Raw genomic sequence first — 19,258 nt, forward strand, 5'->3', positions numbered from 1 at the left:
CATCTTACAAAAGCCCCCTGATAAAAATTCCTACAAAACAGGCCAGAATTGCCAGATTACAGGCAACACCGATCTTGCAGGTCACATAATTCTTGTCCCGTTCTTTGAATCCCCGAAATCCGGTAATCACTCCCATCCATGCTCCGAAAAAGATTACAATCGAAAGCCCACCCACAAAAGCAGGCGCCTTCCCTCCAGTTGCCACAGAAATGACAATCATAGCAATCAGAGCCGCAAAAAATCCTCCCGCATAGATACAGGATGTAATCCCTCTGGATGCATGAGGCGTTTTATTTTCCTCCCGTTTCCGGGCAGACTTCTTCCGCCTCTCTATTTCCCGTTCCCGCCTTTTTCTACCTCTTACTCTTCTTTTTTCTCTGTCGTTGTCCTTTTCGTTCTTCCACATAGCTTCTCCTTATTACATTACACAGTGCAAACAAGATATATCCGCACAATCCCCCGGCTGTGTTCAACAGCATATCATCGACATCAAAGCTCCCTACTTTTGTAAGGAGCTGAAAGACTTCCACAAAAAAACTAATTCCAAAACTGTAAAATACCGTAAGAAAAAAACTCCGGTTCCAGGATCTGCTCGCCATCGGCATAAAGAAACCAAACGGCACAAAAATCAGTACATTTCCCGCCAGATTGGCAAAGGCCAGAAATCCCAGTTGCTCCCGATACGTCCAAAATCTCCGGATCTCACGGAACAGTTCCAGATTATAGTGGTACTCCCGCATCTCCCCGCCGCGGCCGTACCAGTCCGAAAACAACAGAAACCAGAACAGAAACACAATATAAAGAAGAAACAACAATTTGCCAAAACGGCGAAGCCACTTTCTTTCCCGAGTTCTCACAATCCGGCACCGCCTTAAAATGTCAGCATCTTCTGATTTTTGAATAACCGTGCTCCTCCGATAATAGAAAGAATCCCACATGCCACTCCGACGACAATCAGAATGATTCCCACCGCAAGATTACATGCGCCAATGACTCCCATGCTGCGATATACCTTTTCTTCCATAATCACAAGCCTCCCTATTTTACTCCGTACTGTTCATAATATGCGTCAATCGCTGATTTTAATGCATCATCAATTACAATCCGACCCTGACATGGCCGATTGTAGAGGTGCTCGACAACCTCTTCCATCGTCACGATCGCAGCGGTATCAAAACCATACAGATCCTTTATCTCATCAAGGGCGCATTTTTCCCCTCCTTTTCCGACTTCCATGCGGTTTAAGGAAACCATCAATCCTTTAATCGTGACGTCCGCAGCCCCTTTTACTTTCGGCACAGTCTCCTCCATGGATTTTCCCGAAGTCGTTACATCCTCAATCATAATTACACGGTCACCGTCCTGTAAGTTACTCCCAAGAAAGCTTCCCTTGTCCGCGCCGTGATCCTTTTCCTCTTTCCTGTCGGAACAGTAACGCACTTCCCTGCCATATAACTCACTGTAAGCGATTGCTGTCACGACAGCAAGAGGAATCCCCTTATATGCTGGTCCGAAAAGCACGTCAAAATCATCACCGTAATTATCGTGAATCGCCTCTGCGTAGTATTCTCCCAGTCTCTTTAACTGAGCCCCTGTCACATAAGCTCCTGCGTTCATAAAAAACGGGGACTTTCTTCCGCTCTTCAATGTAAACTCTCCAAACTTGAGCACATCACTCTGCACCATAAACTCGATAAATTCTTTCTTATAAGTTTCCATCTGTTTCAACCTCCTATATAATCAGGCTTATACGCCCTGTTTTATCTTTCGCCAGCTATGATTTACATTGTACTTTAAATCTTTTCCATTCTAACATAGAATCCCCTTCATTTCAATTACCCGCCAAGGATTGAGGAACCTGCCTGCTTACATTCTTTGAACGATTTTACTTTTTTATTTGATGATCAATACGAGAACGTCTGCCGCAAACAGAATCCCCATAATAGCGACAATCTTTTCAAACAATCTTCTATTCATCTTTTCTGTTAGTTTGACAAAAATCGGCTGCAACACATATAAGAAAATCATACCTCCGATTCCAAAACGGATACTTGGATTCAAGGCAATACGCCCCTGATAATTAAACCGGAACCTCGTATAATCCCACAGCCATTCTCCCCTTGTGAATTCCATAATATAACTTCCAATCAATTCGATCACTGTAGTAATTCCTATGATTGCAATAAAAATCAAAATCGGCGTCACATTCCATTTCCCAATATGTACCGCTTTTTGTTTTGCTTTTCCCAATAAAATAATCAAAACAAGAGCCCCCACTCCATATATAACGCAATATGGACCGAATAAAACGCCCCTGTTAGAAAATCCCCACTTATAAATGACGACTTCCAGAAACACTTCATAGATCCATCCTAAAATAGAATACAACATAAAATAGAAAAAATATTCCTGTACTTTTCTTTTCATAAATTTCCTCCGCTGGTAGAGCCTGCAATTTCTTAGGCCCCCCACCTTTCTACATCCCCTTCTCTATGGAAGTTTTATCACGTTTCCTATTTGTTTTAAAATACCCCTTTGGCGTCTTTGGGTAACGTCCGAACATGTTTTACATATTGATAACTCGCCTCTGCTTCCTGGATATTGTATGCATAGCCCAGTCGTCCGCCAAGTTCTGTCGCCGTCTCTTGGAACAGATCACACATGATGAACATAGCATCCCATATCTGCGGAATATCACCCGTGATATATGTTTTCAAAAATCTTCCCCACAAATTCTCGGGCAGATAATCTTTCAGATATTTCGATGCTTTTCCGGTGGACAGACAAAATCCATTTTCATATCCGACTTTCCAGTTAAGCATTTTAAGAAGCTGGGCGTGACTTCCTTCCGTATACATTGCGTGTACATAGGGAATTTCTTCCCTCCACAATCCTTTTGCCACATTGTTGAGGCACCACCAGAACTCATTTGCACAAGCCAGAAACTCCGGCTCTGAAGGCTTTCTGATCCAGTAATCCTCATCTGTCGGCGGCTGGATCGATGGGAGAATATGGTCTTTGTCAAGTAAAATCACGCAAAGCTTATCCTCCATGACATTTGCTTTTTCTACTGGGACAACATGCAGATCCAGCCTGTTTCCATCCTGAAACTGCATCAGCCATCCAAAACATTGATCGAGATCCACTGCCTGTCCGCGATCCTTATCCATCTTTTCTGGACATTGCATATAAAGTCGTTCTCCAAATCGGTCGATCCATCTTTCGTCTTCATAAAAGGGCCTGTTTTCCTTCACAACATACACAATATCATAATCCTGAAAAATATCCTTTTTCACATTCGGGTTTGTTCTGGATCCATTCATGTAAACCGCACGGATACGCTCATCCTTCCTGGCCACGCTAAGAATCAGCTCCATCATTTCTTTTTCACTTCTCATCTTTCATACCTCCACAGGACAATCCCTGTTCTGTTTGTTCCATGATCCTAAATTTCCTCCCCGATTTTGGGTGTTTTACACCCACTATAACAATAATCCATGCTTTTTATATAACCGGATCATACGTTTCTAACTTTCTTTCTCCAATTATAATGAACATTCATATAAAAACATATTTGTTTCATTATTCTGTGCAATTTCTTTCTCATAAGAACAATACACCGTCACCTTGGAAAATCCGATCTCCTCCAGATACGGTTCCAATTCCCCCAATTCATAAAGGTGGGTCTGGAAATCCATCTCTTCCTTCTGTAATAATTCCGAACCACGGTATAATTCATAAACACTTGGAGAATACTGTGTATTGGTCTCCTCATCGAATCGATTTTTTCCTTTCAATACAAGGTCAAATCCCTCTTTTGTCTTCACCTCTATAGACGTTTTGTATTCCTCGTCATCCTCACACCGATCTTTTATAGAGTCGACTGCAAAAACGAATTTCCCTCCCGGCTTTAATAATTCTTTCATTTTCCACAATATCTTTTTACATACGTCTATGTCCGTAAATAGTGACACCGATCCTGATGAAATGAAAATATAATCAAATTTTTCTTTCGATTCATACTCCAATATATTTCCCTGAAAAAATTTAGCTTGAGGCGCCTTCTTTTTTAGTTTCGCAAGCATCTCTTCGGACAAATCGAGACCACAGATTTCAAACCCTCTTTCTAAAAATGGGATCAAAAACCTTCCGCTTCCACATAAAGGTTCCAAAATTGACATTCCTTTCTCCGCATAGGAAAGATAAAAATTCAATTCATCCCCAGGCGCACTCTCATGTAAAATTTCATACATCTCTGTACATAAACTACCATAATAGTTCTTCATACATTCCTCCTGATTAAAATCCCATTCATTGTCTCTCCCCTGCCCCGCCAGTTTACCACCTGAGTCGATTCATCTTTTTCTGTAAGTTCTCCGCTCTTTCTGTTTACGCCATATTTTCGGCAATCAGCTTTCCATGATCATAATAGATGTCATCGTCCGGTGTGATCTCTCTTACTACTTTTGCCGGAGTTCCCATTGCGACCACATTGGCCGGAATATCTTTTGTCACCACAGAGCAGGCCCCGATAACCGAATTATCTCCGATCGTAACGCCCGGAAGAATAGTAACATTGGAAGCGATCCAGACATTTTTTCCGATGAAAACCGGCCAGTTACATCCATATTTCTGTGCCCGCAGTGCCGGAGAAATCGGATGGGAAGCAGTGATAATCGTCACATTCGGAGCAATCAGCGTATCATCTCCGATATAGACCTGTGCGTCATCGACAAAAGTGCAGTTAAAATTGATATATACGTTTTTTCCAAGGTGGACATGCCGGCCTCCCCACATCGCATGATACGGTGCCTGAATGTAGGAATTGTTTCCAATTTCCGCAAACAGCTCTTTTAAAATCTGCTGTTTCTCTTTTTCTGCTCTTTCCGTATATCCCAGAGTATTGTACTTCTCCATCTTTTCCAGATACTCGTAAAACCGAGGATCCTGATTTTCCTGGGCTATCACCTGATATACTTTCCCTGAGTTGAGCTTTTGTTCTAAATCTGTCATCGTCTGTCCCTCCTACCCTTCTGAGTTTTGAAAAAGAGGCGCATCTAAACGATACGCCTCTGGTTTTGCTCTCTTTCACTCCGGCACAACGCTATTTCACAATTCCTACCATCTCCGGTACGGCCGCATATCCATTCCGGTCCATATAAGCAGCAATACCGTCCGCGATCTCCTCCGTTGCTTTCGGATTGTAGAAATTGGCGGTTCCGACGGATACGGCGCTTGCCCCCGCAAGCAGGAATTCTACCGCATCCTCCCATGTACTGATGCCTCCCATGCCGATAATCGGAATCTTGACTGTATTTGCCACCTGGTAAACCATCCGAACAGCAATCGGCTTCACGACCGGTCCGGACACTCCGCCCGTCTTATTAGCAAGAACGAACTGTTTCCGGTTGATATCGATCTTCATTCCGGTCAGGGTATTAATCAGGGAGACCGCATCCGCCCCGCCTGCCTCAACGGCTCTTGCCATCTCCGTGATATCTGTGACATTCGGGCTCAGCTTCATAATCACGGGCTGTTTTGCGTATTTTTTCACTGCTCTGGTAATAGTTTCCGCTGCCTTCGGATTTTGTCCAAAGGCGATTCCTCCCTCTTTGACATTCGGGCAGGAAATATTGATTTCCAGCATATCCACATCCTCGGACGCCAGCCGCTCCACGACTTCACAGTAATCCTCCTCGGAACGTCCGCATACATTAACGATGATCTTCGTATCATACTTTCTGAGAAATGGAATATCCCTTTCACAGAAGACGTCAATCCCCGGATTCTGAAGACCTACCGCATTCATCATACCACCGTAAACCTCGGCCACTCTCGGCGTCGGATTACCTTCCCATGGAACATTGGCAACACCTTTTGTTGTGACAGCTCCCAGATGGTTCAAATCTACGAACTCACTGAACTCCGTGCCGGATCCAAACGTTCCGGAAGCAGTTGTAACCGGATTTTTCCATTCGACGCCCGCAATCGTTACTCTTGTATCTGCCATTATAATTCCACCTCCGTCGAAAGAAATACCGGCCCATCTTTACAAATGCGTTTATTGTGTACGTGACTGTGGTGGTCTTTGTCCTTGGATTTACATACACAGGCAAGGCAGGCTCCAATACCACATGCCATCCGCTCTTCCAGGGAGATGTAACATGGGATCTCCTGCTCTTTCGCGTAAGCCTTGATCGCTTTTAACATCGGAGTTGGACCACAGGCATAAATGATATCAGCCTGTAGAGCGTTCTCCCGGATCGCATCCATGACGTTTCCGGCCGTCCCCACGCTTCCGTCCTCTGTAGAAATGTAGACAGCTCCATTTTGCTCAAATTCCTTTTTTAAAAAGGTCTGGTCGTCCCGGTATCCTACAATTATCTGCTTTTCGCAATTAATCTGCTTGGCAAGCTCCAGAATCGGGGGAACACCGATTCCACCGCCGATTAAAAAAGCCTTTCTGCCTCTTGCCTCCTCCAGTGGAAATCCATTTCCAAGAGGACCGATAACCGGAAGCGTATCCCCCTCACGCATCCTGGAGAATTCCTCCGTTCCGGTATGTTCCCCGGTCACTCGGTAAACGACTCTTATCATCCCCTTCTCCCTGTCGATCTCGCAAATGCTGATTGGGCGAGGAAGCAGTTTGCTCTTATCATTTGTATACATGGAAAGGAACTGTCCAGGCACTGCCGTCATAGCTGCCTTCGTCCGGATCCACATACTGAAAATTCCTTCTGCCAGTTGCTCCTGCGAACAGACAACTGCCAGCTCTTTTTCTCTTTCTGCCATTTTTCTTTCCCCTTATCCAGTATGATCTCTAATTCAGTGCCTGACTAATATCCGCAATCATATCTTCCACTGCCGCTCTGGACGCATCTCCGAAATGCTCCTCACCAAAACGTGCGTATTTCTCCTGCTTATATGCGGTGATGATTCCCCTGGAAGAATTGACGATTGCTCCAAGGCCGTCTTCATTGAAGAAATGTACGAGGTCTTTCCCCCGTCCACCCTGTGCGCCATATGCCGGCACGAGGATATAGGATTTCGGCATAATCTTACGCAGCACTTTTCCCATCTCCGGATAGGTCGCTCCGACAACCGCTCCGATATAACTGTACTCATCCCCCATACAGTCCTCTCCCCACTGGGCAACTTTCTCTCCTACCAGTTCGTAAAGTGGGCGTCCGTCAACAATCAGATCCTGGAATTCCCCGCTGGACGGGTTAGACGTCTTTACCAAAATGAAGAGACCTTTTTTCTCTTCCTTACACACATCAATAAAAGGATTGATGCCGTCAGATCCCAGGTATGGGTTGACTGTCACAAAATCTTCGTCAAACGGTGCGTAACTCTTTTCGCCCACCTTTACTTTCCCGATGTGTCCTACCGCATAAGCTACCGACGTGGAACCGATATCGCCTCGCTTGATATCTCCGATGACAACCAGGCCTTTTTCTTTACAGTAATCCACTGTCTTTTTAAACGCCATCAGTCCCGGTATTCCGAACTGCTCGTACATGGCGATCTGTGGCTTCACAGCCGGGATCAGATCGTAAGTCTTGTCCACGATCTCTTTATTGAACTGCCAGATTGCTTCTGCCGCCCCTTCAAGGGTCTCTCCGCACTCAGCGAATGCCTTTGCTTTCACCTGATCCGGAACGTAATCCAACATCGGATCCAGTCCTACTACGATTGGTGCGTTTGTCTTTTTAATATTCGCCACTAATTTGTTAATCATAATCTCTACTCCTGTTCCTCATATGCTTTATTTTTGTAGACAAGCTTTCCGTCTACCAATGTATATTTGACATCACCTTTGACTTTCCATCCATCAAACGGTGTGTTCTTTCCTTTGGACAAGAACGTGTCCGTATCAATCTCGTATTCTCTGGACGGATCAAAGACAACCAGATCCGCAGTCTTTCCTTCGGATACTGACCCCTTGTTCTCCAGCCCCAGAATTCTAGCCGGGGCAAAGCTCATCCGCTCTGCCATCTGCATCGGCGTGAGTACGCCTCCCTCCACAAGCTCTGTATAGGTCAGAGATGCGCTCGTCTCCAGTCCTACAATTCCAAAGGCGGCTTTTCTCATCGGCGCATCCTTTTCCTCGGCGGAATGAGGTGCATGGTCGGTGGAAATCACCTCCATGACGCCCTCTTTTATACCTTGTCGGAGCGCCTCCACATCCTTCATCTCCCGAAGTGGCGGATTCATTTTGAATCGTCCGTGATCCTCGGTAATGTCGTCAGTGGAAAGGATGAAATGATGCGGGCACACCTCAGCAGATACAGAAACGCCTTCCTCCTTTGCCATCCGCATCAGATCCACCGTCCCTTTCGTGGAGCAATGACACAGATGAAGATGCACTCCGGTATCCTTTGCAAGAAAGATGTCACGAGCCGTAATAATGTCCTCCACGGAATTGGTAATGCCTGGAAGTCCCAGCTCTTCGCTCTTCTCACACTTATTCATCACGCCGTCCTCCCCAGTGTCCGGGTCACGGCGCAGGTCAATCTCTTCGCAATGAGCAAAGATCCGAAGCCCGTACTTCTTTGCTATCTTCATTCCTTCCCGGTAGAGAGCAGAGTTCATCACAGACTTGCCATCCTCAGAAAGTGCAATACATCCTGCCTCGGCCATCCCCTTAATATCGGCAAGCTCTTTTCCCTCCTCTCCCACTGTGATTGCTCCAAGCTGGATCACATGAACCGGGGACTCCTCCTTTGCCCTGCGGTGTACTTCCTCCACTTTCTCTTTCGTATCGATGACCGGCTTCGTGTTTGGCATGGCGCAGACAGTCGTCACACCGCCCCTGGCCGCTGCCTCCCCTCCGGTCTTTAGCGTCTCTTTATATTCCAGTCCCGGATCACGGAAATGTACATGCAGATCGATAAAACCTGGCATCACATAGCATCCGGAGGCATCCAGTACCTGAACGTTCTCCTCTCTCTTCAGAATTTTTGCGATCTCTTCCCGGGTTCCCAGTTTTTTGATATCCTTTCCGTCTACCAGAACATCATAGATCTGATCCGTTCCGGTAAGCGGATCCAGTACATGCCCGTTCTGAATCCATGTTTTCATTCGGTTTTTTCCTTTCTGATTTTCTATCGTTTTCCTGTTCTGTTTCATTCCATACTTATCTTACCATAGGACACAAAAAAAAGGAATGAAAATCTCATTCCTTTTCGGATCCGGCAACTTGCTGCCGCACGGTCTCTACTGCCTTTTCCAACTGTACATCCTCTTTCACACCGTACGGCTGCTCCACTGCGATGTCTGGAGAAATCCCCTCTCCATGAATATTTCGGCCATTCGGAGTAAAATACTGTGCCGTCGTAAGCTTTAAGCATGAACCGTCATCCAGAGAAAAAAGCGTCTGTACGATCCCTTTTCCGAAAGTCTGGGTTCCGATCACTGTCCCCAGTCCGTAGTCCTGCACCGCTCCTGTGAACACTTCCGAAGCGCTGGCACTGTTCCCATTGACAAGGACTGCCATCGGTTTGGTGAACTGATGCTCTTCATCCGACGTCTTTGTCTCCACCCGCTTTCCTTCCTTATCCTCCGTGTAGACAATGATGCCTTCTGGAAGAATCAGATCGAGAATCTCACAGACCGTGTCCAGATTTCCACCCGGATTGTCCCGTAAGTCCACTACAAGGCCTTTCATCCCTTGATGTTCCAACTCCTCCATTCCTTCCCGGAACTGCTCCAATGTAACCTCATCGAATTCACTGATTTTCAGATAGCCAACGTCTTCGTCTTTCATCTTGATTTCCACTGTCTGTGTTTTGACGATCTTTCGGGTCATCTCCATTTCAATGGAGTCTCCCCCTCTTTGCACGGTGATCTTCACCTTGCTGCCTTCCTCCCCCTTTACAAGATCGACCACGTCAGATAGGTCCATTCCTGTCACATCCTTCTCATCTACGGCCGTCAACACATCTCCTGTTTCCATGCCGGCTGTTTCCGCCGGGGTATCCTCATAGATTTCTTCTACTGTGATCGCCTTTGTCTCCTGATCCTGAGACATCAAAGCACCAATCCCTGCATATTTCCCTTCCGTCGAAGCAAAAAACTCTTTCGTCTCCTCCGGATCGTAGTACACAGAGTACGGGTCTCCCAGTCCCGCCACATATCCCTTCAGAGACATATTCTGCAGATCTTCATTTTTGATGTCATCACCGTAGAGAAACTGCTTCTCGATAATCTGCCGGATCTGTTCGGCCTTTCTCGTTGTTCCGGCCTGGATGGCTCCCGTGTGAATACTGACCGTCCCGGTGGCCGTCAGTCCCGCCAAAACGAGCACCCCTGCCAGAAACATCGTGAGGGCGCCATAAAGCGCCCCCTTAAGTAATATCCGTTTTTCTTTCCTTTGCTCTTCCATCTGATCCCTTTCTGAGTCTGAAAATTATAAGTAGTTCAGTGGATTCACCGGAGTCCCATTTACATGGACTTCATAGTGCAGATGCGGCCCGGTGACAATTCCTGTGGAACCAATGGCCGCGATGTTCTGTCCTTTCGATACCTTCTGTCCTCCACTGACATAGACTGCACTACAGTGCTGATACCAGGTCTGCAGCCCGTTGCCATGGTTAATTACCACATAGTTGCCCCGTGCGCTGTTATATGCCGCTGTAACAACGGTCCCTGCCGCTGATGCATAGATCGGCGTGCCTGTCGCGCCCCCAAAATCGATTCCATCATGCCTGCTGGTAGCACCTGCTGTGGGCGCAGTACGGTAGCCGTACCCACTTGTGATCCGCGGACTTGCAACCGGATAAGCCAGTGATCCGTTTCCAGATACATGAGAATTCCCGGCACTGGAACTACCGGAACCTGAACTGCTTCCGGATGAGGATGCTGCCTGCTGTGCGGCAAGCGCTGCTTTCCTTGCTGCTTCTTCCGCGGCACGCTTGGCCGCCGCCGCTTCTTCCTGACGGCGTTTCGCCTCCTCAGCCTCCTTAATGAGCTCTTGAAGCTTTGCGGCATTGGCGCCGATCTGATCCTCCAGACTGGAAATCTGTACCTCTTTCTCCGCCAGAAGCTGATTTACACTGTTTCTCTTTGCAATCAAGTCATTCTGAAGCGTCTTTAGCTCTTCTTCTTCCTTTTCAAGAGCCGCTTCCTTTTCCTCAATCTCTTTTGTAAGCTTCTCATACTTTTCCAGCATGTTTCTGTCGTACTCAGAGATGGACTGTACATACTCCGCTTTGTTCAGAAGATCTCCCATGCTCTTGGCGCTGAAAAGAATCTCAAGGAGACTTGCGTTGCCATTCTCATACATATATTTTATGCGAAGCTTCATCGCTTCATACTGGTCATTTTCCTGAATCTGCGCTTGAACAAGCTCATCCTGTGCCTTCTTGATCTCGTCCTGCTTCTCTGTCAGTTTTTTCTCAGTTTCCTGCATATCGCTGATGACCTGATTCAACTGACTGGCCAGAGAGCTTTTCTCATTCTCCGCTGCTTCCTTCTGTTTTTGAAGCTCTTTTCCTCTCTGCTCGGTCTCTGAAATAGAATCAGCCTTGACAGGAACTGCAGTCAGAGAACAGGTCAGAATACCCGCCATCATCGCAGCCGCCATTCGTCTGGCTTTCTTTTTCAACATGTTCTTTTGTCCTCCTAAGACTATGCGTGCAAGTGCTTCCGAATCGTGATAAAACTTCCGAGGAACCCGATCCCGGCCCCCAGCGCAAGCCCTACCGGAAGAAGGGTCTTATAAACATCCATAACCGGAAGGAAGTCAATAATATTGTTCAGAAGACTGAATTTCATCATAATATACTCTACTGCCTTATTATACATAAAGTAGAGAAGAATCAACGGGATAATCGCTCCCACGATTCCGATAACAAGACCCTCGATAACAAACGGCGCCCGGACAAATCCGTCCTTCGCTCCGATATATTTCATAATAGCGATTTCCTCCCGCCGGACGGTAACACCCATTGTGACCGTATTACTGATTAAGAAGACGGATACCGCAAGCAGAATTGCGATGATCGCGATAGACACGTACCAAATCAGGGAATTCAACTTTGTCAGGGTCTTTGCCACCACGTCAGACTTGTTGACATTGCCTACGCCCTCCAGACTCTGTGCGTGTTCCACGATATCCTGCTGCTTGGAAACATCGCTCATATATACTTCATAATGATTGGAATTAATCAGCGGATTATCATCCGCAAACCCTTCTGCCGCATCCTCATTTCCCGCAAAATAATCATCCTGGAACTCTGCCCAGGCGTCCTCTGCTGAAACATACTCTACTCTTAAAACTCCCTGCTGACCTTTTAAGTCCGCCCCAATCGCATCGATCTGTTCCTGTGCCGTACCCTCTTTAAAGAATACCGTAATCGCCACGCCCTCTTCTGCTTTCTGAACCATGTAGTTAAAATTCATAACGATCGCAAAGAACAGGCCGAACACGAAAATACATGCTGCCATTGTGGCAACAGAAGCAAGTGAGAACAGTTTGTTTCGGAAAATGTTCTTTACCCCCTGCTTTGTCGAATATCCTACTGTACTAATTTTCATTATTATACCCACCTTTTTGTTCGTCGCTTACAATAACGCCTTTTTTCATCGTGATAACGCGTTTCTTCATCTCGTTGACAATTTCCTGGTTGTGCGTTACGACAAGGACTGTCGTACCACGCTCATTTGCCTCCTCCAGAAGCTTCATAATCTCCCAGGAATTGGTCGGATCGAGATTTCCTGTAGGCTCGTCGGCCAAAAGAATCGCCGGCTCATTGACAATCGCTCTTGCGATCGCCACCCTTTGCTGCTCCCCTCCGGAAAGCTCCTTCGGGAACGCCTTATATTTCTGTGCCAGTCCCACGAGCGACAGCGCTGCCGGCACTTTCTGTTTGATAATACGTGGTGACGTCTCTGTCACCCGGAGAGCAAACGCGATGTTCTCATAGATGTTCCGGTCTTTCAACAGACGGAAATCCTGGAACACGACCCCCAGATGTCTCCGGTACTGTGGAATCTTCCTGTGTTTCAGACGATTTAAGTTCTGACCGTTGACAATAATGCTGCCGCTGGTCGGATCCAGCTCCTTTAACAGTAAACGGATCAGCGTGGATTTCCCGGAACCGCTGTCCCCTACGATAAAAGCAAACTCACCTTTTTCGATCTTTAAGTTTACCCCGTTCAGAGCAGCGATTCCTTTGGAATACTCTTTCGTCACGTCCTTAAATTCAATCATAAGTCTCCTCCTGCTAATTACTGATACTCCTTGTAGACAGGCTGCCGCCTAATATTCCTGTGTCTCCATATACTTCATGTACTTCACGACCATCAACGCAATCTTGAAGGTGATGGCATCTTCAAACACACGAAGATCCAGCCCGGTGCTCTTCTGAAGCTTATCCAGACGGTACACCAGCGTATTTCTGTGGATGTAAAGCTGTCTTGATGTCTCAGATACATTCAGGCTGTTCTCAAAAAACTTGTTGATCGTCGTCAGTGTCTCCTCATCGAAGTCGTCCGGAGACTTCCCTTCAAAAATCTCACGGATAAACATCTTGCACAACGGGATCGGAAGCTGGTAAATGAGCCGTCCGATGCCAAGCGCACTGTAGGCAATGATGTCCTTCTCCTCAAAGAAAATCTTGCCGACGTCCAGAGCAAGCTTTGCCTCTTTATATGATTTTGACACTTCCTTGATATCGCCCACAATCGTGCCGTATGCGATATGCGCCCCCTCTTCGCCTTCCGATTTTAACATAGAAAGCATCTCTTCGGCAACCTTTTCCATCTCGGCGTAGCCTTCCCCTGCGAAAAGCTCTTTTACAACAATAATATTTTTCTCGTCTACCGCCGTGATGAAATCTCTTGTCTTACCCCCGAAAAGACTGCGTACGCTGTCCAGCGTATTCGTATCCTTATCGTGAGAAGTTTCAATAATAAAGATAACACGTCTGACGTCAGTGTCAATATGCAATTTTTTTGCACGGTTGTAAATATCTACCAAAAGAAGATTGTCAAGCAGAAGATTTTTGATAAAGTTATCCTTGTCAAACCGCTCCTTGTATGCGACAAGCAGGTTCTGGATCTGGAACGCCGCGATCTTTCCGATCATATATACATCGTCGTTCCCTCCGTTTGCGAGAAGGATGTATTCAAGCTGGTGTTCGTCAAAAATCTTGAAAAACTGATATCCCTGAATGACCTGACTGTCGGCCGGAGATGCTACAAAAGAAAGCACCGCATTCTCATAATCGCCGTTTTCAGAAAAGGTTGATGCCAGTACTTTTCCATCGATGTCCATGACGCATAAGTCAATTCTTGTGATCCCTTTTAATCCTTCTATTGTGTTTTGTAGTATCTGGTTTGATATCATTCCGACTCCTCTTTTCTCCAATTTTTCGTATGCAATTTTCACAACTGCATCTTGTTTCTCTTTCGCTTTCTAAAATTCACCTATGATATATACTAATATAAATTCACAAAAAAAGAAAGAGGAAATCGCATTTTTTTATGCATTTCCTCTTCCATGGGCTCGGATTTGTCCTGCTCTCCACTGTGCATAGTGACGAAATTCTATTTTGCATCGGCCTGCCCGTGCTGTTTCTTTTCTTTCTTTTTTATTTCAGATTTCAACATAAACTTCACAAAGAAATTCTGAATCTTTCCACGCGTACTTTTCTTTGCGTCGCTCTTTGAAAGTCCATCGCCAAGCCCAAGCCAGACTCTAGCATCCAGTACCGCTTTATTCTCCCCGATAAAGTTCTCCTGCTGTGGAGACGGAAGTACCGATAAGATACACTCCGTCTCGGCTCCGTTGATCTTATTGACAATCATATCGCCCACCTGGGGCTTGTCCTCCACGATCTCAGCACCTGAAATCTCAATCCCGGAGTAATACCGTGCCAGATAGTCCCGAAGCTTCCCCATTCTCTCCTCGCTTGGTGCAAGCAGAAAGACCTTTCTGTTCCCTTTTTTCAGGTAACGGAGAAACATCTTCAAAAATAAATGCGTTTCAGCCTCCTTTAAAAGGGTCCGGTCCTCAATCCCGGAAAGCTCCAAAAGCGTCCGGTCGCCCACAATGAGAAGCTCCATCTGGGCAAGCTTGTCGCGCAGATCTCCTGTTTCTGTCAGTTCGACCACCGAAGTCCCGGCAAGAATCTCTATCGTGCTGATCGGTTCTGTTTCCATATAACGGATTGCTTCCTGCATGGCCTCTTTTGCAGTAAATCCGTCTAATTGTAACCCTAAAACCTCAATCTTTTCACACATACCATCACCTATTATTCCTAACCGGGCAATTATAGCAGACCTGGGCACGTATTGCAAGAATTCTTGCAAACTCTTTACATTCTATTCACACAAATTAATACTTTTGTAACGCTACAAGCCAGGGGCCATGAACATATGGAAGACATTCGCAAATTCGTTTGCAGAATGGATTTTATATGTTTCCGCGCTTGCCCTGGCTCCTTTTTCGTATCACTTTTCTTCTTTTTTCTCCCTCTTCTTTCGGTTGACCATACCTCCGATTCTTCCGGTCTCCTTGGAAGAGAGAGACTTCCACCCTTGGTTTAAGACCCGGTCAAGTAATCCCAGTTCTTCCGCGACTTCATATTTTAATAATTCTTCTTCTGTGAGTTCGTTCAAATTGATTTTCTTTTCCTTTTTCTGAGACATAAAAATACTCTCTCCTTTCACAGAAGAGAGTATTTCCATCTTTTTCCTTATTTATACGCCTACGGACGCTCCGGTATCACAACCGCCGCAATAAAATATCCGAGTACGCCCGCCCCGAAGCTTGCGCAGGTAAACAACACATAGCCCAGACGGATCAACGTCGGATCAATGTGAAAGTATTCTGCCACTCCCGCGCATACTCCGCACAACATTCTGTCATTTTTAGAACGGTATAATCTTTTTTCCGGTTCCATACATTTCCCTCCTGTCTATCTTACTCTTACCCAGAAACCGGGCTTTATGCAAACATAATCTCAATACTGCCGGCCTTGCAGTCCGCGTGAATCATCCCACCATTACCGTGGTGACTGTGATAGTTATCGTGATGGCCGGACTTTAAGGAGCTGCCGTCCACACTGACGCTTCCTGCGCTGGTATCTACCTCATAGTCATATTGTGTCCGATCACCGGAAAGCTCCATCTCCACCGCTCCTGCCATGCAGGATATATCGATCTTCGATGGATGATTGCCGCCGAATAATTCCACGCTGCCTGCGCCACAGTCAACTTTCATCTCATTCGCTGAAAAATCATACGCTTCGACTGCCCCGGCTCCTACATCCAGCTCCATTTTGTCACAGTGGATCTCTTCAAAGGAGAGCGAACCAGCGCCAACTTTTCCCTCAACCTGATCAAACTTCTTTTCTTTTGGTATTGTCACAATCACAGTCCTGCTTTTTCCAATCCAATGAATCTTAGGCTTCCCTTTTGTACGAATCTCAAGGGTGCTTCCGTCTTTCTTTACATCCAGTTCATCCTTATCCATGCCACGGGTAGATATTTCAATCCGGTCTTTGGTACTGTTTTGGGTTTGAATCTCAATAGAAGTGGCATCTGCCCTGAAATCCAGACATCGGATACCGCTATACCTCTCCACATACGTTCCTGTTCCCTGGTCGCCATCGTTTTTTGTCTCATGAAGCCATCTGACATGAGGAAAAATCTGATTCGGAATCTCTGACCTGTCGACTCCTACCGCAACAGCGGCAATACACATCCCGGCTCCAACAATGGCAATCGCTCCACAGATGCCAAGAAGTCCTTTCCATCGTTTCTTCATCATTATGCGCGCTCCTTTCCTCTGTAAATCAGTCTTCTTGCGATTTTTACCATGATCCGGAAAATCGCCGGGATCATCACACCGCAAAGCCGGATACTAAAAGCCGTACCCAGAACCCCTGCCGCCAGCAACAACAAGCCGATGCCGGAGACAAGAAGCCCCGCTCCGGATCCTGCAATCATCAGCGGAATCCCGGCAATCGCCATCGCAACACCCGCAACGACAATGCAGACGGCCGCAATGACAAAGGCAATGAAAACCCCGAAAATACCTGCGATTACGCCAAGGATTCCCAGTACGGCTCCCCCGACCACCGGAACAACCGTAGAACAACCGACAATAATAATCAAAATAATCAGGATCAGTTTTAGTCTCCTGTCTGTCCACGGTTTCCGGTATTCTTCCCCGGTCTCTTTTTGCCAGTAAGAGTCCGAATCCCCGGTTCTTCTCCTAGTGTAGTCTGCCGGAACATCCCTGTTGTCGTACCGGCTCTGAGAATATCCGGTCTCTGCAAACTCTCCACCTGGCTCTTCTCCCCGGATTGCCTCCCGGATCATCAAGGCGACCTTCTCCGGGCTTCCAAGCTCCCGGATAACCTGTTCTTCCATCTCCGGTCCTGCATCTGCAAAATAGTCCTCATAATATTGGATCGCTTCTTCCCGCTCTTCTTCTGAAAGATCGCCGAGAAGTAATCTCAACTTTTCCAAAAACTCCTGACGATTCATCAACTCATTCCTCCCTCGAATATTTCAGTAATTTTTTTTGAGTATTTCATCCACTCTGACCGGTACAATTCCAGCATAAGGACGCCTTTCTCCGTCGTCTTGTAATAACGGCGGTTCCTTCCATCATACTGCTTATCATATACTTCCAGACACTCGTCCTTTTGTAATCTACGAAGCACCGGGTAGAGCGTGGATTCGGAAATTTCAATCACCTTTCTGACATCCTGCGTAATCTTATACCCATAAGTACCTTCTTCTTCCTGCGATACTACTGCAAGTACGATCGCATCCAAGAGAGCTGCCCCGGTATTAAAAACCATAGCCTCACTTCCTTTTGTGTAGGACACATCCATCCCTATATCATTTTCTATATTATATGACGTATAATATTGTACGTCAATAAGGGATTGCGAAAAGTTTTCCTAATATTTTATAAAAATCTCTTGACATTTTTCTCTTTATTGTCTATATTAAAGACGTAATCTAGTTAGTTGCTCAAGTAACAAACTAGCAATCAAAAGGAGTGATATTGTGCATATAGATACAAATGCCGATAAACCTATCTTCATTCAGATAGCCGAACAGCTTGAGGACGCTATATTCACAGGAACATTTCCGGAGGAAACGAAGATCCCCTCTACAAATGAAATATCCGCACTGTTGAATATCAATCCTCATACCGTACTGAAAGGAATGAATATGCTCGTAGACGAAGAAGTTATTTATAAAAAAAGAGGCTTAGGGATGTATGTAAGAGAAGGGGCAGTCAATAAAATCCGCGCCAAGCGTCAAGGACAGTTTTTTGACCAGTATATCGCAACGCTGGTTGCGGAAGCATCGAAGTTGAACATGACAAAAGAAGAAGTAATTCAACTAATAGAAAGGGGCTTTAGAAATGAACACCATCCAAATTAGAAATATTACAAAGGCGTATAATGGCGTAACAGCATTAGACCATGTTTCTTTTTCTTTTGAATTTGGAAAAATATACGGTTTTTTGGGAAGAAACGGCGCCGGAAAATCGACACTGATTAATATTATTGCCAATCGTATCTTTGCTGATAGCGGCGAAATTTTAATTGATGATTTGCCGGCAACAGAAAATATGGCGATACATGAAAAAATCTTTTGTATGAGTGAAGCGGACTTATATGATACCGGTTTAAAAATCAAAGATCATTTTAAGTGGATTCATCGTTTCTATGAAAACTTTGATCTGGAAAAAGCCTTAAAAATTTCAGAGCAATTCCATCTTAATACAAACCTAAAATTCAAGGCTTTGTCAAAAGGCTATCAGTCCATTTTCAAATTAACCGTCGCCTTGTCGCTTCATGTACCTTATATCATTTTCGACGAACCGGTTTTAGGGTTGGACGCAAATCACAGAGAGCTGTTTTACAGTCTGCTTCTGAAAGAATACGAAAATGAAGAACGTAGCTTTATTATTGCAACACATTTAATTGAAGAAGTCGCAAATATCATTGAGGAAGTTATTTTGATCGATAAAGGGAAATTATTATTACAGGGAAATGTAGCAGCATTATTGGAGACAGGGTATTGTGTCTCCGGTATGGCAAAAGATGTTGAAGACTATTGCAGTGATAAAAATGTAATTGACTCCGATGAATTAGGCGGTCTCAAAATTGCTTATATATTAGGTGAAAAATCGGCAATCCCGCAAGGCAGTAACTTACAGGTTTCAGCTATGAATTTACAAAAACTGTTTGTCAAATTAACAGAGAAAGGCGGTATCTGA

The 19,258-nt window shown here is 45.6% G+C and carries 25 protein-coding genes; 2 read left to right on the plus strand and 23 right to left on the minus strand.

Going from position 1 to position 19,258, the window contains the following annotated elements; all coding sequences use genetic code 11:
• Window positions 1–4: 4 nt before the first annotated feature.
• From AOA56_RS11365 to AOA56_RS11475, 23 genes are all read right to left on the minus strand, one after another.
• The gene (locus AOA56_RS11365) at window positions 5–406 is read right to left on the minus strand and encodes a DUF6142 family protein (protein ID WP_024733289.1); all 402 of its coding nucleotides are present in this window, start codon (window positions 404–406) and stop codon (window positions 5–7) included.
• Window positions 354–860 carry a VanZ family protein gene (locus AOA56_RS11370; RefSeq protein WP_034594836.1) on the minus strand — a complete coding sequence of 169 codons (507 nt, stop codon included), beginning with the start codon at window positions 858–860 and terminating at the stop codon, window positions 354–356. Before AOA56_RS11370 ends, AOA56_RS11365 begins: the two co-directional genes overlap by 53 nt.
• 11 nt (window positions 861–871) lie before the next feature.
• On the minus strand, window positions 872–1,024 hold the full coding sequence (locus tag AOA56_RS16135) for a hypothetical protein (protein WP_024733291.1): 153 nt from the start codon (window positions 1,022–1,024) through the stop codon (window positions 872–874).
• 14 nt (window positions 1,025–1,038) lie between these two features.
• Window positions 1,039–1,719 (minus strand): orotate phosphoribosyltransferase, encoded by a 681-nt coding sequence (gene pyrE / locus AOA56_RS11380; RefSeq protein ID WP_048620366.1) that lies wholly within the window; start codon window positions 1,717–1,719, stop codon window positions 1,039–1,041.
• Window positions 1,720–1,893: 174 nt separating this feature from the next.
• On the minus strand, window positions 1,894–2,427 hold the full coding sequence (locus tag AOA56_RS11385; protein WP_024733293.1) for a putative ABC transporter permease: 534 nt from the start codon (window positions 2,425–2,427) through the stop codon (window positions 1,894–1,896).
• Window positions 2,428–2,522: 95 nt separating this feature from the next.
• Window positions 2,523–3,398, minus strand: a complete 876-nt coding sequence (locus AOA56_RS11390) for an aminoglycoside 6-adenylyltransferase (RefSeq protein ID WP_053769688.1) — start codon at window positions 3,396–3,398, stop codon at window positions 2,523–2,525.
• 147 nt (window positions 3,399–3,545) lie between these two features.
• On the minus strand, window positions 3,546–4,286 hold the full coding sequence (locus tag AOA56_RS11395; RefSeq protein WP_024733294.1) for a class I SAM-dependent methyltransferase: 741 nt from the start codon (window positions 4,284–4,286) through the stop codon (window positions 3,546–3,548).
• A gap of 103 nt (window positions 4,287–4,389) precedes the next feature.
• Window positions 4,390–5,013, minus strand: coding sequence for a sugar O-acetyltransferase (locus AOA56_RS11400; RefSeq protein WP_024733295.1), 624 nt, complete (start codon window positions 5,011–5,013; stop codon window positions 4,390–4,392).
• A 91-nt stretch (window positions 5,014–5,104) separates the two neighbouring features.
• A complete protein-coding gene (locus AOA56_RS11405) occupies window positions 5,105–6,010 on the minus strand; it encodes a dihydroorotate dehydrogenase (RefSeq protein WP_024733296.1) in 906 nt (301 codons plus the stop codon).
• Window positions 6,010–6,792 carry a dihydroorotate dehydrogenase electron transfer subunit gene (locus tag AOA56_RS11410; protein ID WP_053769689.1) on the minus strand — a complete coding sequence of 261 codons (783 nt, stop codon included), beginning with the start codon at window positions 6,790–6,792 and terminating at the stop codon, window positions 6,010–6,012. The genes AOA56_RS11405 and AOA56_RS11410 overlap by 1 nt, the downstream gene beginning before the upstream one ends.
• A 28-nt stretch (window positions 6,793–6,820) precedes the next feature.
• The gene (pyrF, locus tag AOA56_RS11415) at window positions 6,821–7,741 is read right to left on the minus strand and encodes an orotidine-5'-phosphate decarboxylase (protein WP_053769690.1); all 921 of its coding nucleotides are present in this window, start codon (window positions 7,739–7,741) and stop codon (window positions 6,821–6,823) included.
• 5 nt (window positions 7,742–7,746) lie between these two features.
• Window positions 7,747–9,084: a dihydroorotase gene (locus AOA56_RS11420; protein WP_053769691.1), complete on the minus strand. Its 1,338-nt coding sequence runs from the start codon at window positions 9,082–9,084 to the stop codon at window positions 7,747–7,749.
• A 94-nt stretch (window positions 9,085–9,178) separates the two neighbouring features.
• The gene (locus tag AOA56_RS11425) at window positions 9,179–10,387 is read right to left on the minus strand and encodes a S41 family peptidase (protein WP_053769692.1); all 1,209 of its coding nucleotides are present in this window, start codon (window positions 10,385–10,387) and stop codon (window positions 9,179–9,181) included.
• 24 nt (window positions 10,388–10,411) lie between these two features.
• On the minus strand, window positions 10,412–11,611 hold the full coding sequence (locus AOA56_RS11430; protein ID WP_053769693.1) for a murein hydrolase activator EnvC family protein: 1,200 nt from the start codon (window positions 11,609–11,611) through the stop codon (window positions 10,412–10,414).
• A 20-nt stretch (window positions 11,612–11,631) separates the two neighbouring features.
• The gene (gene ftsX, locus AOA56_RS11435) at window positions 11,632–12,540 is read right to left on the minus strand and encodes a permease-like cell division protein FtsX (protein WP_024733301.1); all 909 of its coding nucleotides are present in this window, start codon (window positions 12,538–12,540) and stop codon (window positions 11,632–11,634) included.
• Window positions 12,530–13,216: a cell division ATP-binding protein FtsE gene (gene ftsE, locus AOA56_RS11440; protein ID WP_024733302.1), complete on the minus strand. Its 687-nt coding sequence runs from the start codon at window positions 13,214–13,216 to the stop codon at window positions 12,530–12,532. Before ftsE ends, ftsX begins: the two co-directional genes overlap by 11 nt.
• Before the next feature lie 48 nt (window positions 13,217–13,264).
• Window positions 13,265–14,353 (minus strand): PucR family transcriptional regulator, encoded by a 1,089-nt coding sequence (locus AOA56_RS11445; RefSeq protein ID WP_048620459.1) that lies wholly within the window; start codon window positions 14,351–14,353, stop codon window positions 13,265–13,267.
• Between the two features lie 200 nt (window positions 14,354–14,553).
• On the minus strand, window positions 14,554–15,249 hold the full coding sequence (locus AOA56_RS11450) for a WecB/TagA/CpsF family glycosyltransferase (protein ID WP_024733303.1): 696 nt from the start codon (window positions 15,247–15,249) through the stop codon (window positions 14,554–14,556).
• 210 nt (window positions 15,250–15,459) lie between these two features.
• A complete protein-coding gene (locus AOA56_RS11455; RefSeq protein WP_024733304.1) occupies window positions 15,460–15,657 on the minus strand; it encodes a small, acid-soluble spore protein, alpha/beta type in 198 nt (65 codons plus the stop codon).
• Between the two features lie 59 nt (window positions 15,658–15,716).
• A complete protein-coding gene (locus AOA56_RS11460; protein WP_024733305.1) occupies window positions 15,717–15,911 on the minus strand; it encodes a PspC domain-containing protein in 195 nt (64 codons plus the stop codon).
• A 44-nt stretch (window positions 15,912–15,955) separates the two neighbouring features.
• Window positions 15,956–16,780, minus strand: a complete 825-nt coding sequence (locus AOA56_RS11465) for a DUF4097 family beta strand repeat-containing protein (protein WP_048620375.1) — start codon at window positions 16,778–16,780, stop codon at window positions 15,956–15,958.
• Window positions 16,780–17,502 carry a DUF1700 domain-containing protein gene (locus AOA56_RS11470; RefSeq protein WP_053769694.1) on the minus strand — a complete coding sequence of 241 codons (723 nt, stop codon included), beginning with the start codon at window positions 17,500–17,502 and terminating at the stop codon, window positions 16,780–16,782. Before AOA56_RS11470 ends, AOA56_RS11465 begins: the two co-directional genes overlap by 1 nt.
• Window positions 17,502–17,822 carry a PadR family transcriptional regulator gene (locus AOA56_RS11475; RefSeq protein ID WP_024733309.1) on the minus strand — a complete coding sequence of 107 codons (321 nt, stop codon included), beginning with the start codon at window positions 17,820–17,822 and terminating at the stop codon, window positions 17,502–17,504. The genes AOA56_RS11470 and AOA56_RS11475 overlap by 1 nt, the downstream gene beginning before the upstream one ends.
• A 211-nt stretch (window positions 17,823–18,033) precedes the next feature.
• Here AOA56_RS11475 and AOA56_RS11480 point away from each other — a divergent pair, with 211 nt between their 5' ends.
• Window positions 18,034–18,417, plus strand: coding sequence for a GntR family transcriptional regulator (locus AOA56_RS11480; protein ID WP_024733310.1), 384 nt, complete (start codon window positions 18,034–18,036; stop codon window positions 18,415–18,417).
• The gene (locus AOA56_RS11485; RefSeq protein WP_053769695.1) at window positions 18,398–19,258 is read left to right on the plus strand and encodes an ATP-binding cassette domain-containing protein; all 861 of its coding nucleotides are present in this window, start codon (window positions 18,398–18,400) and stop codon (window positions 19,256–19,258) included. The genes AOA56_RS11480 and AOA56_RS11485 overlap by 20 nt, the downstream gene beginning before the upstream one ends.

The organism is Sellimonas intestinalis (assembly GCF_001280875.1).
Lineage (GTDB): Bacteria > Bacillota > Clostridia > Lachnospirales > Lachnospiraceae > Sellimonas > Sellimonas intestinalis.

Coding starts and splice junctions, on each gene's coding strand:
- AOA56_RS11485 (WP_053769695.1), top strand. CDS start 18,398: ATGAACACCATCCAAATTAGAAATATTACAAAGGCGTATAATGGCGTA.
- AOA56_RS11405 (WP_024733296.1), bottom strand. CDS start 6,010: ATGGCAGATACAAGAGTAACGATTGCGGGCGTCGAATGGAAAAATCCG.
- AOA56_RS11455 (WP_024733304.1), bottom strand. CDS start 15,657: ATGTCTCAGAAAAAGGAAAAGAAAATCAATTTGAACGAACTCACAGAA.
- AOA56_RS11430 (WP_053769693.1), bottom strand. CDS start 11,611: ATGTTGAAAAAGAAAGCCAGACGAATGGCGGCTGCGATGATGGCGGGT.
- AOA56_RS11450 (WP_024733303.1), bottom strand. CDS start 15,249: ATGTGTGAAAAGATTGAGGTTTTAGGGTTACAATTAGACGGATTTACT.
- AOA56_RS11400 (WP_024733295.1), bottom strand. CDS start 5,013: ATGACAGATTTAGAACAAAAGCTCAACTCAGGGAAAGTATATCAGGTG.
- AOA56_RS16135 (WP_024733291.1), bottom strand. CDS start 1,024: ATGGAAGAAAAGGTATATCGCAGCATGGGAGTCATTGGCGCATGTAAT.
- pyrE (WP_048620366.1), bottom strand. CDS start 1,719: ATGGAAACTTATAAGAAAGAATTTATCGAGTTTATGGTGCAGAGTGAT.
- AOA56_RS11425 (WP_053769692.1), bottom strand. CDS start 10,387: ATGGAAGAGCAAAGGAAAGAAAAACGGATATTACTTAAGGGGGCGCTT.
- ftsE (WP_024733302.1), bottom strand. CDS start 13,216: ATGATTGAATTTAAGGACGTGACGAAAGAGTATTCCAAAGGAATCGCT.
- AOA56_RS11475 (WP_024733309.1), bottom strand. CDS start 17,822: ATGGTTTTTAATACCGGGGCAGCTCTCTTGGATGCGATCGTACTTGCA.
- AOA56_RS11420 (WP_053769691.1), bottom strand. CDS start 9,084: ATGAAAACATGGATTCAGAACGGGCATGTACTGGATCCGCTTACCGGA.
- AOA56_RS11465 (WP_048620375.1), bottom strand. CDS start 16,780: ATGATGAAGAAACGATGGAAAGGACTTCTTGGCATCTGTGGAGCGATT.
- AOA56_RS11410 (WP_053769689.1), bottom strand. CDS start 6,792: ATGGCAGAAAGAGAAAAAGAGCTGGCAGTTGTCTGTTCGCAGGAGCAA.
- AOA56_RS11460 (WP_024733305.1), bottom strand. CDS start 15,911: ATGGAACCGGAAAAAAGATTATACCGTTCTAAAAATGACAGAATGTTG.
- AOA56_RS11390 (WP_053769688.1), bottom strand. CDS start 3,398: ATGAGAAGTGAAAAAGAAATGATGGAGCTGATTCTTAGCGTGGCCAGG.
- AOA56_RS11385 (WP_024733293.1), bottom strand. CDS start 2,427: ATGAAAAGAAAAGTACAGGAATATTTTTTCTATTTTATGTTGTATTCT.
- pyrF (WP_053769690.1), bottom strand. CDS start 7,741: ATGATTAACAAATTAGTGGCGAATATTAAAAAGACAAACGCACCAATC.
- AOA56_RS11470 (WP_053769694.1), bottom strand. CDS start 17,502: ATGAATCGTCAGGAGTTTTTGGAAAAGTTGAGATTACTTCTCGGCGAT.
- ftsX (WP_024733301.1), bottom strand. CDS start 12,540: ATGAAAATTAGTACAGTAGGATATTCGACAAAGCAGGGGGTAAAGAAC.
- AOA56_RS11395 (WP_024733294.1), bottom strand. CDS start 4,286: ATGAAGAACTATTATGGTAGTTTATGTACAGAGATGTATGAAATTTTA.
- AOA56_RS11365 (WP_024733289.1), bottom strand. CDS start 406: ATGTGGAAGAACGAAAAGGACAACGACAGAGAAAAAAGAAGAGTAAGA.
- AOA56_RS11445 (WP_048620459.1), bottom strand. CDS start 14,353: ATGATATCAAACCAGATACTACAAAACACAATAGAAGGATTAAAAGGG.